15 protein-coding genes are annotated in these 15398 nt (G+C 57.1%); 3 read left to right on the top strand and 12 right to left on the bottom strand.

All coding sequences use genetic code 11. The annotated features are described in order from the left end of the window. Positions 1-14 precede the first annotated feature (14 nt). Positions 15-533: a peptide deformylase gene (gene def, locus ACO6TI_RS11300; RefSeq protein WP_055120394.1), complete on the bottom strand. Its 519-nt coding sequence runs from the start codon at positions 531-533 to the stop codon at positions 15-17. A gap of 125 nt (positions 534-658) precedes the next feature. On the opposite strand from def, the gene ACO6TI_RS11295 reads away from it, so the two are divergent. Together ACO6TI_RS11295 and ACO6TI_RS11290 are read left to right on the top strand one after the other, a co-directional pair. Further along, entirely contained in the window at positions 659-1846 is a 1188-nt protein-coding gene (locus tag ACO6TI_RS11295; protein ID WP_055120396.1) for a DNA recombination protein RmuC, read from the top strand. An 88-nt stretch (positions 1847-1934) separates the two neighbouring features. Next, a complete protein-coding gene (locus ACO6TI_RS11290) occupies positions 1935-2231 on the top strand; it encodes a hypothetical protein (RefSeq protein ID WP_196879096.1) in 297 nt (98 codons plus the stop codon). On the opposite strand, the gene ACO6TI_RS11285 is transcribed toward ACO6TI_RS11290, so the two are convergent. The 3 genes from ACO6TI_RS11285 to ACO6TI_RS11275 are packed head-to-tail and all read right to left on the bottom strand — an operon-like array spanning position 2223 to position 4939. Then, positions 2223-3101: an NlpC/P60 family protein gene (locus ACO6TI_RS11285; RefSeq protein ID WP_348316110.1), complete on the bottom strand. Its 879-nt coding sequence runs from the start codon at positions 3099-3101 to the stop codon at positions 2223-2225. The genes ACO6TI_RS11290 and ACO6TI_RS11285 overlap by 9 nt on opposite strands. 32 nt (positions 3102-3133) lie before the next feature. Beyond that, complete coding sequence (locus ACO6TI_RS11280) at positions 3134-3484, bottom strand: MarR family transcriptional regulator (RefSeq protein WP_029062280.1); 351 nt, start codon at positions 3482-3484, stop codon at positions 3134-3136. 60 nt (positions 3485-3544) lie between these two features. Beyond that, positions 3545-4939: a leucyl aminopeptidase family protein gene (locus ACO6TI_RS11275; RefSeq protein WP_422384951.1), complete on the bottom strand. Its 1395-nt coding sequence runs from the start codon at positions 4937-4939 to the stop codon at positions 3545-3547. A 184-nt stretch (positions 4940-5123) separates the two neighbouring features. Here ACO6TI_RS11275 and ACO6TI_RS11270 point away from each other — a divergent pair, with 184 nt between their 5' ends. Continuing rightward, positions 5124-5906 carry a tetratricopeptide repeat protein gene (locus tag ACO6TI_RS11270; RefSeq protein ID WP_055120400.1) on the top strand — a complete coding sequence of 261 codons (783 nt, stop codon included), beginning with the start codon at positions 5124-5126 and terminating at the stop codon, positions 5904-5906. Between the two features lie 132 nt (positions 5907-6038). On the opposite strand, the gene ACO6TI_RS11265 is transcribed toward ACO6TI_RS11270, so the two are convergent. The 8 genes from ACO6TI_RS11265 to cpaB form a co-directional block, all read right to left on the bottom strand. Beyond that, positions 6039-6737 carry an RraA family protein gene (locus ACO6TI_RS11265; protein ID WP_055120401.1) on the bottom strand — a complete coding sequence of 233 codons (699 nt, stop codon included), beginning with the start codon at positions 6735-6737 and terminating at the stop codon, positions 6039-6041. Positions 6738-6931: 194 nt separating this feature from the next. Continuing rightward, positions 6932-7912, bottom strand: coding sequence for a type II secretion system F family protein (locus ACO6TI_RS11260; RefSeq protein WP_055120050.1), 981 nt, complete (start codon positions 7910-7912; stop codon positions 6932-6934). Positions 7913-7921: 9 nt separating this feature from the next. Continuing rightward, the gene (locus ACO6TI_RS11255; RefSeq protein WP_055120052.1) at positions 7922-8941 is read right to left on the bottom strand and encodes a type II secretion system F family protein; all 1020 of its coding nucleotides are present in this window, start codon (positions 8939-8941) and stop codon (positions 7922-7924) included. 7 nt (positions 8942-8948) lie between these two features. Beyond that, on the bottom strand, positions 8949-10484 hold the full coding sequence (locus tag ACO6TI_RS11250; RefSeq protein ID WP_209013519.1) for a CpaF family protein: 1536 nt from the start codon (positions 10482-10484) through the stop codon (positions 8949-8951). A 30-nt stretch (positions 10485-10514) separates the two neighbouring features. Next, entirely contained in the window at positions 10515-11822 is a 1308-nt protein-coding gene (locus ACO6TI_RS11245; RefSeq protein ID WP_082442955.1) for an AAA family ATPase, read from the bottom strand. Between the two features lie 8 nt (positions 11823-11830). Continuing rightward, the gene (locus ACO6TI_RS11240; RefSeq protein WP_029062288.1) at positions 11831-12544 is read right to left on the bottom strand and encodes a CpaD family pilus assembly protein; all 714 of its coding nucleotides are present in this window, start codon (positions 12542-12544) and stop codon (positions 11831-11833) included. 10 nt (positions 12545-12554) lie between these two features. Next, entirely contained in the window at positions 12555-13964 is a 1410-nt protein-coding gene (locus ACO6TI_RS11235; RefSeq protein ID WP_208992853.1) for a type II and III secretion system protein family protein, read from the bottom strand. A 38-nt stretch (positions 13965-14002) separates the two neighbouring features. Then, on the bottom strand, positions 14003-14770 hold the full coding sequence (gene cpaB / locus ACO6TI_RS11230; protein WP_104704698.1) for a Flp pilus assembly protein CpaB: 768 nt from the start codon (positions 14768-14770) through the stop codon (positions 14003-14005). Positions 14771-15398 lie beyond the last annotated feature (628 nt).

Raw genomic sequence — 15398 nt, 5'->3', positions numbered from 1 at the left:
CTCCCTTGTCCCGTTCAGTCCTTGCCGGCCAGTTTTGCCTGCTTCGTGAACTTCTTGATCACCCGATCCCGCTTCAGCTTCGACAGGTAGTCTATGAACAATTTCCCGTCGAGATGGTCAAGCTCATGCTGAACACAGGTAGCCAGCAAGCCGTTCGCCCTGATTTCCTTCTCGGCGCCCTCGCGATCCAGAAACTGCACCATCACTTCTGCCGGACGCTCGACATCCTCGAAGTATTCAGGGATGGACAGGCAGCCTTCCTGATAGACGGACGAATCCTCGCTCGACCAGACAATTTTCGGGTTGATGAAAACCATCGGCTCCTTCGGCGCATCTTCCTTGGCGACATCAAGCACGAACATGCGCTTCAGGATGCCGATCTGACTGGCGGCGAGGCCGATGCCCGGCGCGTCGTACATGGTTTCAAGCATATCGTCGGACAGGGCGCGGATGTCGTCGTCAACCGTATCGACGGGCGCACAGACTTCGCGGAGAACCGGGTCGGGAATCGTAACAATCGAGCGTTTAGTCATGCGTCTGACATAGGCAATCAAACGGCAGTGGTCAACGCGGAAATCAACGGGTTCGCCTGCGTTTTGAACGCATCAGAATTGCGTTGCGGATGTGCCTTCAGGCCGAATCGTTCTATGTTTGTTTCATGAACGAGATCCTGTTTGAGTTTAGTGGCCGTCCGGTGACGGTTCTGGAAACCGCCATTGCAGGCGGACTGTTCCTGCTGACGCTGATCGTCTGGCTGGTCCTGAAGACCATGCGCCAGATCCGCCAGCGTGCGGATGCCGACAGCGCCGCGACGGAACAGATACACGAGCTTGAGAGCCACCTCTCGCAACTTCTCAAGTCTCAGGGCGAGATGACGGGACGCATGCAAACGATGGCCGAAGTGTTCGGTTCGCGCCAATCGGACATGATGCGCGCAGTCAACGAGCGCCTCGACGGGATGGGGCACAAACTCGGCATCTCGATGGCCGACACGACGAAGAAAACCCAGGACGGTCTCAGGCACCTTCACGAACGCCTCGCGGTGATCGACCGGGCTCAGCAGACGATCACCGACCTTTCCGGCCAGGTAGGTCAATTGCAGTCGATTCTTTCGAACAAGCAAACGCGCGGCGCCTTCGGACAGGGCCGGATGGAAGCCATCATCCAGGATCAGATGGCCCCAAGCACCTATTCGTTCCAGGCGACACTCTCGAACAACAACCGGCCTGACTGCCTTATCCATATGCCGAACGGCGCACCTTCCCTTGCGATCGACGCCAAGTTTCCGCTGGAAGGGTTCAACCTCCTGCGCAAGGCGGAGACAGAGGAGCAGCTGAAATACGCTCAGGCGCAGTTCCGCCGGGATTTTTCCAAGCATATCCAGGATATCGGCGAGAAGTATCTCCTGCCTGGAGAAACCCAGGACACCGCCTTCCTGTTCGTCCCTTCAGAAAGCGTGTTTGCAGAGCTCAACGAGGGCTTCGAGGACCTGGTTCAAAAGGCACACAGAACCCGCGTGGTGATCGTGTCACCTTCTCTCCTGATGCTCTCGATTCAGGTCATTCAGTCCGTGCTGCGAGACGCCAAGATGCGAGAGCAGGCACACCTGATCCAGGCGGAAGTCGGCCATCTGATTGCGGATGTCAGCCGCCTCAATGACCGTGTCGGCAAGCTTCAGTCCCATTTTACCCAGGCAAACAAGGACATTGACCAAATCCTGATCTCCACCGACAAGATTACCAAGCGCAGCCGCAAGATCGAGGATCTTGAGCTTGGTGAAATCGAAGCCGCCAAGGAGACGCAGGAACCTGATGAGCCGCGCCTGGCAATTACACCGAATTCCTAGAGCACGCCCCGAAAAACCGGAGGCTCATGTTCCTTCGCTACCAATACAAAGCCGAAAGGCTGCCCTCAATCTGAAATCAGGTGTCTCAATGTCCGAAAACACACTCATGGATGTCTCAACCGCCGAACCGTCCGATGACCTTTCCAGGCCCATGGCTGCGCTCTGGTGGCTGAAAAAGGGAGGATTGGCCATCGGACCGGAATGGGAGGCCGCACATGAAATCTGTCAAAGTGCAGAGGGCGAACCGGCCCATGACTGGATACATGCGCTTTGCCACCTCATCGAGGGTGATCATGGCAACGCAGGCTACTGGTTTCGCAGGGCCGGCAAACCCGTAGAAAACGACATCGAAACCCTGTGGCAGAACATGGTCCGGTCACTCTGACCTTCTCTGGAGCCTTCGTGCCTTCGTCACAGCTCCCCACTCCGTTGCGGCGATCCGTGATATCGCCCGGTCGAGATCTTCATAGGCAACCGTCATCGTGAAACCGTTGGCATGGAGTAACCTGTTCGGGCCGGTAACGATCGCCACATGTCCTTTCCAGAACACAAGGTCGCCCCGCTGTAACGCTGACGGATCGTCATGCGGGATCTCGTGTCCGGCCTCGGCTTCCTGCATATCGCTGTCACGCAGTATGTCGAGACCACTGGCCTGTCCGGCCAACTGGATCAGTGCGGAACAATCCAGGCCGACAGTTGTGCGACCGCCCCATAGATAGGGTGTGCCGAGCATTTCCTCCGCCACGGCGACCCAGTCCGCGTCATAGTCGTCCAGGGAAACCAGATGCTTGGCGACGACGGAAGAACCGTCATTTAGAATTGCATAGTTGAGGCCGCGCGTTTCTGTTTCGCCGACAACCGTAACCTGAGCCCCCATGGAGAGAAGACCACGCGGCGGAAATTTCAGATCGGGACCGGGATAGCGATAGGTCCTCAGCGCCCTCACCCGATGTGTTGCCGCCGTTACGGACCCTAGCCCATCAGACGAAAGCCAGCCGACATAGCCGTCCGTGTCGAGTTGGCCCCAGGCCCATCCCTCAGCCGTCTTCTCGTAAACGGTGATCCACTCCCCGCACAAGGCTTCGGTGTCGATGGGACAGTCCGGCCGTGGATCCGGCCGGATGGCAAGACTGTCAGCGGTCACCTGAAACACTTCGCCATCGACAAAACGGCCCGTTTCAACTTTTCCTTCATAGTCGCGAGCGGCAAGATCGGGTCGGACAGGATGGAGGCGGCGGTCGAAGGAAGTCGTCATGTCAGATTTTCATATCCAGGTTTGGTGCGCAATTAGCGCGGCAGTTCCTTGGCTTTCTCTACCACGAGATCGCCCAATTGCTCCAGATAAAGAGCACCGACGACTGTTCGGGTTATGATCACGTTGCGCTTGTCGGCCTCATCGCGTTTGCGCGACAGAAGCCGAAGACTGCCGAGCGTATCGAGCGCTCTCGTGATGGCCGGTTTTGTGACATTCAGTTTCGCGGCGAGACCGCGCACCGTGTGAGGTGGAGGCTCCAGATAGACCGTGAGCAGGATCGTCAACTGGCGCGCAGACAGGTCCTGTTCACTGTCGCGCACCAGCGCCAGATTGACTTCATGCAACAATTTCAACGCCTGAGAGGCGCGTATGTCGACCGCCATGACAGAGCCCGTCTCACCCATTCTTCATGGCCATAAAAGCACAAAAACGTTTCGGACCCGTTATTGTGCTGACGAATAGCGTTCGGATATCAGGTCAAACAGGCAGCGGATACCTTGTGCTTCGCCACCGGCGGGTTTCCCCGGTTTATCAGCCGGTGTCCAGCCGAATATATCGAAATGGATCCAGCTCTCCGTGTTTTCAACAAACCGGGACAGGAACAGGGCTGCCGTGATCGAGCCGGCAAATCCCGCGCCTGAGGTGTTGATGTGATTGATATCGGCGACCTTGCTGTCGAGATACTTCATGTATGGCTGCCAGAGCGGCAAACGCCACAAGGGATCGGCCGCGGCTTCCGCCATGACGGCAATGTCTTCGGCAAGACCTTCGTCATGTGTGTAATACGGCGGCAGATCCGGACCAAGCGCGACGCGCGCTGCTCCGGTCAGGGTTGCCATATCGATCAGCAGATCCGGACTTTCCTCGTCCGCCAATGCAAGCGCATCTCCCAGAATCAGACGGCCTTCGGCATCTGTATTGCCGATTTCCACGCTCAATCCCTTGCGGCTTGAGAGGATATCGCCCGGCCGGAAGGCATTCCCGGAGACCGCATTTTCAACACACGGAACGATGACCCGAAGTCGAACGGGCAGTTTTGCCGACATAATCATCGAGGCCAGGCCAAGAACATTGGCTGAGCCGCCCATGTCCTTTTTCATCAACGACATGGAAGACCCCGGCTTCAGGTTCAGACCGCCTGTATCAAAGATGACACCTTTGCCGACCAGGGTAACCTTGGGATTTGACGCCTCTCCCCAGGTAAAATCAGCGATGCGGGGTGCTCTGGAACTTGCACGCCCAACCGCGTGCACCATCGGGAAATTCTCGTCGAGAAGGTCTTCACCAACAACCACACGCCCGGCTCCGCCATGCTTGTCGAAAAGCGCCGCGACAGCAGCAGCCAGTTCCTCAGGCCCCAGATCGTTTGCCGGGGTGTTGATGAGATCCCGTGCCAGTTTCACGCCATCGAGGACAATGCCGATCCTGTCGAGGTCGACGTCCTTGCCAACGCCGAGCCTGCGGATCTTCCGGGAGGGAGCAACATACTGTTCGAAACGGTAGGCCGACAGCGCAAATCCGAGTGCTGCCTGCTCCGGATCCGGAAAGCCGTCTGCGAGGCTATAATCGCCTTTCGGCAGGCTGCCGACAATGGCCCCAAGGGCAAAGGGATGCGGCAATCCCGTCTCCTCCACACCGAAAAGAACTGTCGCTCCGCTTCCCTCTGCAGACGGGATCAGCAAACACGAGGAGGGCTTGCCGCTGAAATCGTTGATGGCGCACCAATTCCCGGCACTCTGCCCGAGCCCGGCGAGAACTTCGGCAAGCGAGGCTTCCGTGACAGCGAGAATGGGGGTTGCTTCGGACAAATCGGTATTGCGGACGAGGATTTCGCGCACAGGCAGCACTCCGTTGACTGGAACAATGTGGTTCAACAGGTAAGCCGCCTTGCCGGAAGACGCAATACGACGTGTAGAGCTTCTGTAAATCTTGCAATTCGCAACGGTGCTTAACCATCCATTAGGGTTAATTATCTATTTCTCTAGGAGATCTTTACTGCTGCGGACAACAAGGATGTTGAAAATGCAAGCGCCCAGAATCGGATCCGTATCACGCCGCACCAGAGTGGCCTCTGCGCTTGTTGCCATGACGGCCCTTGTCCTGGTAACCGGATGCGCCTCCAACAAGTCCAACACCGGGACTTACTCTCCTGCCTCCGGCAGCCATTCGGTTTCCCCCGGTTCAAATCTAGCGCGGGCGGAAGTCGGCAAATGGGCAAAGAGATACGACAAGGACCGCAGCAATCGGACAGCGATCCTCGGATATTCCAACGCCTTGAGCCAGAATGGCCAGATCGAACAATCCCTGGCCGTTCTCAGGTCCGGTGTGATTGCCCATCAGAAAGATCGCGAAATTGCATCCGCCTATGGCAAGATACTGGCCATGAACGGGCGCTTCGACGAAGCCCTCAATGTCCTCAGGCGGGCGCAGCGGCCGGATATGCCGGACTGGAAAATCATGTCGGCCGAAGCGGCTATCTATGATCAGACCGGCAACCACGAGAAGGCTCGCAGTCTTTACAAGCAGGCTCTCAAGATTGCTCCGGACGACCCCAGCCTTCTCAATAATCTCGGGCTGTCCTACCTGTTGTCCAACAAGCTGCCGGACGCAGAATACAATTTGCGACGCGCCGCCAGTCTGCCGAATGCAGACAGCCGTGTTCGCCAGAATCTTGCCCTTGTACTTGGCGTACAGGGTAAATTCGAGGAAGCGGTCGAAGTTGCCACTGCGGAACTGGACCCTCGACAGGCACAAGCGAACATCGCATACCTGCGCGACATGATGCAGACCCGTCAGCGCGGCTGAAGCCAGGGCTGAATCATCCCCCTCCCTGCTTTGCCTGGAAGGGATCCATGGCGGGAGCAAAACGAGCACTTTGCTGACAGACCAGGTCTGTCCCCACGCCGCGAACGCCCATCGGTCGGTCAGCGGGCAGCGTCAATCCCTGACGACGACCCGGTCGCTTTCCAGCAGTTCCTCCACCCACTCAGGCATGCGCATTCCTGCTGCGACCCTGGCATCCTGGGTCTGCTCCGAGACACGTATGCTTTCAAGGTTCGAGATGACTTCGTCGAGGCGTTCGAACGGGACAACAACAACCCCGTCCTGATCGGCCACGATCATGTCACCGGTTTCGACTTCCTGTGCACCGATCTGTATCGGATACCCGACGGAACCGGGACCTGACATATGCGGTGACGCAGGTGTTATGCCGGTGCACCAGACCGGCAACCCTACCCGAACCATTCCGGAATAATCACGCATCGGCCCATCGGTAACGAACCCTGCTGCGCCACAATTCTTCATCATGCCGACCAAGCCGTCTCCGCCGGCTGCACAGCCGGAGTGATTGGCAAACGACGAAACGACGATATCACCGGGCTGAATGAATTTCAGTGCGGCGAAGACAGCAAGGACGTCGGCCGCACCGCAATCCGCGGTAAGCGCCGGTCCAGCCGCCACGCAGTGCACATCCCGACCATCGCCGAGTGGGCCAATATTCTGCGACAATGCACCGCCGCCATAAAGAGCGTCGACGACAAACCCTGTCGGCACCCCCTGAAAGGAAGCGGTCTGGGCTTCTGTCGGCCGTTTCATTGAAGCCTTGACGGTTAGAAGTGGAGGGGCCTCGATCATGCCTGGTTCCTTCTTTTGCAAACTCCCACGACCCGATGTTGTCGCCACCCAACGCCAGCTTGCAAGCCTCATGATGGCCGCTGCAGCCCTTGCCAATCAATGAAAAAGCCCCCTTCGATCCGAAACGATCGAAGGGGGCTTTCTTGTTGTTCGGTCAGACTTCCGGCCATTCGCCGTTGTCGCCGGCGATTGCCTCAGAAACTGTCGAGTTCCATAACCTGCATGACGGCGGGGCTCATGATGATGAAAAACAGAACCGGCAGGAAGAACAGGATCATGGGTACGGTGAGTTTGGGCGGAAGCGATGCAGCCTTCTGCTCGGCAAACAACATGCGCTGCTCGCGCGTGTCGTCCGCCATCGTACGGATCGCGGTTCCAACCGGTGTACCGTAGCGTTCCGCCTGAATGAGTGCCATCATGACGTTCTTCACACCATCGACGCCGGTGCGCTTGGCCAGGTTTTCATAAGCGCCGCGCCGTTCGCTCAAATAGGAGAGCTCCGCAGTCGTCAAGGACAGTTCCTCGGCGAGGTCCACGGACTGAACGCCGACTTCTTCGGCGACTTTCTGGAACGCACCTTCAATGGACATGCCCGATTCAACACAGATCAGCATCAAATCCAATGCATCCGGCCAGGCACGCTGAATGTTGAGTTTGCGTTTGTCGATCTTGTTTTTCAAAAACAGATTGGGAAGGAAGGCTCCGATGCCGGCAATCGCGATACTAAGGCATACCTTGGCAACAGTCGGCAACAAATCCGGTATGACGACGAAGGCATAGAAAAGGGCAATCACCAGAATGATGGCCGGCAGTGCGATACGCGCAGTCAGGAAGTAGTAGAGCGGTGCAGAGCCACGATACCCGGCCATTCTCAACTTATCCATCGTGTGCTCGTCGGAGAGCATTTCCTTCAGGTTGAGCCGGTCGACCAGGCTCTTCATCTGGGCTTTCGGCTGGTTCCTGAGGGATGCGCGGGCATCCTGCGGGTTCGACTGAAGACGCGCCCGCTCCTTGGCACGAAGCTTGTCGCGTTCAATCGCGACCGTTTTCATGCGTGACTTCAGCACATCGCGGGACAGGATCGGCGCAACGAGCGAAAAGATCGTTCCGGTCACCGCGATCATTGCGAGCAGACCTGCCAGAAATTGACTCGATGCGATGGTTTCGAGATCCATGCCGCCCCCCTAGAAGTCGAAGTTGATCATGTGGCGCATGACCATCACGCCGATGAACATCCAGAACAGACAGCCAGCGATAATGATGTTGCCGGCCGTGGTATTGAACAGCATCATGATGTAGTCGGGCGCGATCAGGAAGATGATGCCTCCGACACCGAACGGCATGGCACCGATGATCATGGCAGAGGATTTTGCTTCCGAACTCAGTGCCTTGATCTTGCCCTTCAGTGCCTTGCGGCCGCGCAATACCTTCGACAGGTTTCCAAGTGCTTCGGCCAGGCCGCCACCGGCCTTTTGCTGAATGGCGACAACGATCGCGAAGAAATTCGCTTCCGCCAAAGGCACACGTTCCGGCATTTTTGCAACGGCTTCCGCCAGCGATACACCCATTATCTGGGTCTCGGTGATTTTCCGGAATTCGGTTGCCACGGGTTCGCGGGATTCACGGGCAACCACCTTGATGCAATCGCCGAGCGGCAAACCTGCCTTCACACCGCGCACGATGATGTCCACCCCGTTCGGCAGTTCCTCCAGGAACCTGTTGAAACGGCGCTTACGCTTGTTGCCGACATACCAGCGCGGAAAACCAAGCGCACCGGCGAAACCGGCGGCAAAGGTAATCCAGATGTTTCCGCTTGCAAGGAAACCTATCACGAGAAAAATCAGGCAGGATACAATGCTGAAAATGACGAAATGCTTCATTTCCCAGCCCAGGCCGGCCTGCTCCATCTTGACTTTGAGCGGGACTTTCTGCTGCCTGTCGTGCTTGGCCTTCTGCCGTTCCTCAAAATCCTTGAGCTGATCCTGAATGGACTTCTTGCGACGGTCGTCGTCACGTATCAGTTTTCGTTGCTTCTCTGTTTGCGGACGCGCGGCAACAGCCTGCATTCGCTGGTCCCGGCGTTTCGTTCCGGACAGGCTCGGCGCGAAAAGACTGAAAATCACGCCTGCGACCGCAAGCATGACCAGGCCGGCAACGGCAATACCCGTCACCTGTGGAGTTAGGAATTCTTCTAAACCGGACATCCGCTTCTTATTCCCCTACATAGTCGGGCACTTCGGCGGCATCGAGCGCCTGAGCAAGACGCGACTCTTCACCAAAGTAGCGCGCACGCTCCCAGAATTTCGGCCGGCCGATCCCCGTCGAGCGGTGACGACCGATGATCCGGCCATTGGGATCTTCGCCGACAATGTCATAGAGGAAGACATCCTGCGTCGTGATGATGTCACCCTCCATCCCGATGACTTCGGTCACGTGCGTGATGCGGCGCGAACCGTCGCGAAGACGCGCCGCCTGCACAACCACGTCGATTGACGACACGATCATTTCCCGGAGTGTCCTGGACGGTAGTGAGAAGCCACCCATGGTGATCATCGATTCAAGTCTGGACAGGGCTTCCCGTGGAGAGTTGGCGTGAAGTGTTCCCATCGATCCGTCGTGACCCGTGTTCATGGCCTGAAGCAGATCGAAGGCTTCCGGGCCACGCACCTCGCCCACGATAATCCGCTCAGGGCGCATACGCAGACAGTTCTTGACGAGGTCGCGCATGGTGATTTCCCCCTGACCTTCCAGGTTGGGAGGACGCGTCTCCAGACGAACGACATGAGGCTGCTGCAACTGAAGTTCAGCCGAGTCTTCGCAGGTGATGATACGTTCGGTCGATTCAATATAGGCAGTCAGGCAGTTCAAAAGCGTGGTTTTACCCGAACCGGTACCGCCAGAGATCAGCACGTTACAGCGCGAACGGCCGATAATCTGCAGGATGGTCGCCCCCTCCGGCGTGATCGAGTTGAACTTTGTGAGCTGATCGAGCGTCAGCTTGTCCTTTTTGAACTTACGAATTGTGAGCGCGGGTCCGTCGATCGCAAGAGGCGGTGCGATCACGTTGACACGCGAACCATCGGGAAGACGGGCGTCACAGATCGGGCTGGCGTCATCGACACGGCGGCCAACCTGGCTCACGATGCGCTGGCAGATGTTCATCAGCTGGGCATTGTCGCGGAAATTCACACCGGTCTGTTCGACCTTGCCGGCAGTTTCGATATAGACGGTGTGCGCACCGTTGACCATGATGTCGGCGATGTCGTCGCGCGCCAGCAGCGGTTCCAGCGGCCCGTATCCGAGTACGTCGTTACAAATGTCCTCAAGCAGGTCTTCCTGCTCGGCGATGGACATGATGACGTTTTTCAGCGCGATGATATCGTTGACAACATCGCGAATTTCGTCGCGTGCGTCTTCCGCGTCGAGACGCGCAAGCTGAGACAGATCGATCGCTTCAACAAGTGCGTTAAAGATCTGAGCCTTTGTCTCGTAATACTCGTTGTTTTTCTTTCGTGGTGCAGGTGCCGTCGCCGGTGCTTCCGGTGCTGGAGCCGGCGCAGATGTAGCGGCCGGTGCAGCCGGTGCAGCCGCCGGTTTCTCGCTCTCCACCGATTTAGGTGGCGCTTCCTGCTCTACGGTCTGGACCGGAGTTTCAGGTTCTGCAGGCCGTTCCTGCAGGCCTCCGGGAACGCCTCCCTGATGGGAGCTTTGAGCTCCAGACGATGAGTTACCGCGTCTTCCAAACATAGCGATCTATCAGCTCCGCTTACGAACCAGTCAACCGGACTTGCGTTTCAGTTTTGTAAAGAAGCCGCCCAAAGGAGACCGCGATATCTTGACCGGTTGCACCTTGCCCGAAATCGCATTGGCCAGATCGTCGAACATGCGCGATACGGCATGTTTTCCGTCCATTTCACTAATCATTTGCCCGTTGTTTGCCGCCGTTCCGAAAAGATGGGGCTCGAACGGGATCGATGCCTGAACAGTCAGCCCGAGCGCTGCCGCAAACTCTTCCGGCTTGATTTCCGGCCGTTTGGGCACGTTGACCTTGTTCATGACAAGATGGGGCGGGCGATCATTTGGACGTAGCTGCTTGAGCATGTCCACGGCATTTTTCGCGTTGCGCAGGTTGGCCAGATCCGGCTCGGCCACCAGAACGATCTCATCGACGTTCAACAACGTGTTCTTGACCCAGGAGTTCCATGTGTGTGGAACGTCGAGAACAACGTTCGGGACACTTGAGCGCATGGTCTCAAAAAGCTGCTCGAACGACTTTTCACTGTGGTCGTAGGTTCGCTCCAGGGTTGCCGGTGCCGCCAGCAGGCTCAGGTGATCGTTGCACTTGGAAAGGATCCGGTCGAGATAGGTTTCATCGAGCCGGTCCGGAGACGAAATCGCCTCGAAAACGCCTTGCAACGGATCCTGATTGTAGTCGAGTCCTGCCGTTCCGAACGGCAGATCCAGATCGGTTACGACCACTTCGCTCTGAAAGTTGCGTCCGAGCGCCCAGGCACTGTTATGTGCAACGGTGGAAGACCCGCAACCTCCCTTGACACCAAAAAAGGCAGTGGTGCGGCCGAGCGGTTCGGATTCCGGATCGGCATACAGCTCGGCAATGGAGCCGATCAACTGATAGACATTGACCGGAGTGATCAGATATTCACTGACCCCGCGAGCGATCAGGTCCCGGTAGAGAAGAACATCGTTCACATTTCCGATCACGATCACCTTGGTACCGGCATCGCAATACTCGGCGAGCTGGTCGAGGTTGGAAAGAAGTTCCTCCCTCTGCCCGTTTGTTTCCACAATGATCAGGTTCGGTGTCGGCGCCTGCGCGAAAATGTCGATCGCCGCAGGTATTCCACCCATGTCCAGCTTCAGATGCGCCTTCGCCATGCGGCGATCTTCCATGGCGGTCTCGGCCATGTGCATCGTCGCATCTGTCAGGCAGAAGCCATGCACCGTGATACGAGGTACCGAACCAATTTTCGCCGCTTCCTCGGTCCCTGCATACTGATTTTCAACAGGTTCCGAGATAGGATCGAGATAGCCCGGCGTATCTTTCAATTCTGCGTTCGTGCTCATACTTCCACCTATTCTGAGACCTCTGCACCGACACCTTCAGTGTAGCTACTCGTGGTTCCCGAACCCTCTCGGTAGTTTTCAATAACCACGGCGCGCCGTCCCTGATCGGACGGCGTAGATGCCCTTGGCGTGATGAGATCGGACGGGTTGTCGACCATTGCCGCCAGGTTGGACTGCGTTGCGCAGCCGAAGTTTTCGTACTCGGTGTTTTCGCCTATGCCGCCGCCGATATTTTTCGGCCAGGCTCCGCATGGTCCGGCGGTCGCCTGCATGGCCGCATATGACAGCCGGATCGGCGCCTCCGCGCTCGGGTCCGGCACGGCATAGGTCCGGGTAGAGATACGCGAACGGCTGACACCGCCGCGCTGCAGGGCGTTCCTGATATCTCCCGTGACCGCATGAACAGCAGCCTCGTTTGCACCGCCGGAGGGCACCAGAATCTCAACCGCCCCATTGCCCTTTCTGCGCGATTCGGCGGCAAAGGCCGTTATCGTGCCTTCAATCGGGCCATACAGGTTGCGGGTGTTCTGACCGATCGGCAGATCGAGCGTTTCCGGTTCCTCGGTGATGACAATGGGATGCCTGTAGCGATAGTCGTGCGATGCCAGCATTTCGGCATCTGTCTGGTTCCTGTTCTGGCAACCAACCGCAACGAGGCATCCGGCAATCACGAGGGCGGATTTGGATACGGTTGATATCCGGACCGTTTTTTTCGTCTTCATCCGTCCGTCCTCACTTGTAGATAAATCCGACTTGGCCGTGGTATTCACCTTCAGCCACATCGCCCGCAGGGTTGTAGATCTTGTTCAGCCGGTTCAGGAAAATGCTTTCCGCGTCAGATGGCGGGAACAGGTTCTTGTCAGGCCGGACCATCTTGTTTGCCGCCACGGGGCGAACAACGTAGGGAGTGACGAATACTGCCAGTTCCGTCTGGTCCCTCAGAAAGTCACGGCTCTTGAACAATGCGCCCAGGACCGGGATCTGCATCAGACCCGGAATGCCTTCCATCGACTGCTGATAGGATTCCTGCAGCAATCCGGCCATCACGAGAGTGCCGCCCGACGGCAACTCCACAGTTGATTCCGCGCGGCGAACCTTAAGGGCCGAGATGGTGATGCCACCGGCACTTACGGCGCCTTCGTTGCTGAGTTCGCTGACCTCTGTCAGGACGCGCAAGCTGATCCGTCCTTCCGACAAGACCACAGGCGTGAAATCGAGACCCACACCGAACTTCTTGAACTCAACACTCACGGTGTTGTCGTCCTGAGCAACCGGGATCGGGAATTCGCCACCTGCAAGGAAACTTGCATTTTCACCCGAGATCGCCGTCAGCGTAGGTTCCGCCAGCGTCCGGATGACACCTTCGCGCTGCAACGCTTCGATTTGCGCATTGATATTGGCTGCTCCGGCTGCAAACGTGATGCCTGCGACCGCCTGGTTCACAATCGACGGGTTCACATTGAACCCGGGGGCGTTTGAAAACCGGGGGGTGTAGTTGCCGGTGCCCACGGTGCCGTTGAAGGTTACGCCGAGCTGCTTGACAATCGACCGCTCGACTTCCGCCACGGTGACCTTCAAGTGGACCTGGTCCTTGCCTTGAACCGAGATCAGATTGACAACTTCCGTCGCGCTGCCTGCGCCCTGAAACTTCGCCGCGATGTCAGCGGCCTGCTGTGCCTCGAGCGTGCTTCTCGCTGTCCCGCTCAGGATCACGTTACCGTTCACCGACTCTGCAGAGATGTTCGTGCCTGGAATGAGTTTTCGGATGATCCGGGCCAGATCCGAAGTGTCGTTTTCAACACGGAGGTTGAAACTCGCCAGCTCGCGTCCGCTACGGCTGAAAAGAACAAGCCGCGCCTGACCGGCAGAATTGCCAAGAACGAAGATCCTGCGCGGTGTCCGGAGAACCGCATCTGCGATTTCTGGATTGGATATCAGAACGTCGGCAGCATCTTCAGCCAGATTGATGACAACCGATCTCCCTATCCCGACATTCAGGATACGCCCGCTGGCACGTTCACCAGCTGCGACGTGGATCTGGCTGGGAAAGTTTTCCTGCGCCTGTGTCCCGGGCGTCGACATTCCAAATGTCGCTCCGAAGATGGCAGCTACAGCTGCAAATTTGATTATATAGTTTTTCATCGCGCCCCTCATGCTGGACGTTCTCGTCAGATCCGGTTTCATGGCGCAATTGCCTTGCTTGTGATGCCGTATTTCACGTAACTCACGTCATTGCGGCGGCTCTTGTCTTCTTCGGCATCGTCCGCCGAGTCCTGTGCACTTCGCAGCGCCAGCGAAATCGTCCCGGTCTGCTGGGCCTGCGCAACGATTTCCGACTCTGCCAGCGTCAATTCCAAAGTCGCCGTTTTCTTGGGAGACAGGTTCTTCTGGTCCTGTTCGCCTGCCGTGGTGGCGTCGATCGCCAACACGCGTTTGTTTTCCAGGATGGTCTCGCTGACCGCGCCTTCGTCAAACCTGCGCGTCAGGATCAGGTCGACCTTGTCGCCGGGAAGAATGAAACCACCAGCGGTCGTTTCCTCCTCCACCCTGACGGCAATGGCGCGTTTTCCTTTCGGAAGTATGGCTGCCATGAAGCCCTTGTCGGTATTGATCAGCCGCTCCGGCCTGATCGGCTCGCCGGCGAAGATCGGCGCCTTGGCGATTTGCCCCAGGAAGTCTTCCTGCGCGGCAGGAGTATTTGCTTTGGTCACTGCGCCACGCGGCAGCGCATCTTCGGGCCAGTCGCTCCAGTCGAAATTCTCTTTCGTCAGTTTCGCACCGAGAGGAATATCCACATCGGCGATAAGAACCTGGGCTGTCTTGGTTTCTGTGGGTGCCTGGACAATCTGCGGCGCCGGTTCACCACCGCCCGACAACATGACCATGCGAAATGCCAGCAAGCCGGCGACCACCGCGACAACCAATACTAAGATTCGAGCGACTTTCATGACAAAAAATCCAATGATCCTGTGCGCAGATGCGTTTGTTGAAGACAGGATGACGGGTAATTGGTCAAAACATGGTTAATCAGGAGTAGAAGTTTTTGGTTAATTTCCGTTAACTTTACTAAAAACCTTCCTAATTCGATTTCAATTTGCGAAAAACCCGGCTTTTGACGCTGGATACACGCGGATGCCGCACCGCTACTGCACCCGAACCTATGCTGTTCAGAATGCAGAAATTTTCGTAAATCGAGCCTTCTTTGAGTACGGAGACGCTTGTCCACGGTCTGCATATCCGCCGAATCAACCGTTCAGTGCTGCCAGTGATTCGAATTAACGATTGAGCAAACAGGAGCCGGTCCCCTTCCCTTCCGGGCTCACAACCGGAAAGCGACCAATGTCACGGCGCAGAAGATGTTTTGTCCTTGATCAGGACCGAAGGCTGCAAGATCGAGCGGCTCGTCAAATACAGGCGGCGTCCAGTCCATCCTCGATGCTGTTTGGCTTTGTGCAATTTCCGATAATTCGAGTATTTTCGAAAACGGGCCAGTTTCAGCCAAAGGATCGTTCAATAGGCTGGTCTGAGCTGCGCGCGCCACGAGTGGCCATGCCGAAATTCAAGTGCCGACCGTCA

This window comes from Roseibium album (genome assembly GCF_965233825.1).
Taxonomy (GTDB): Bacteria; Pseudomonadota; Alphaproteobacteria; order Rhizobiales; family Stappiaceae; genus Roseibium; species Roseibium album.
Note: the sequence above shows the minus strand (reverse complement) of the source record. Positions and strands in the feature narration are given on the sequence as shown.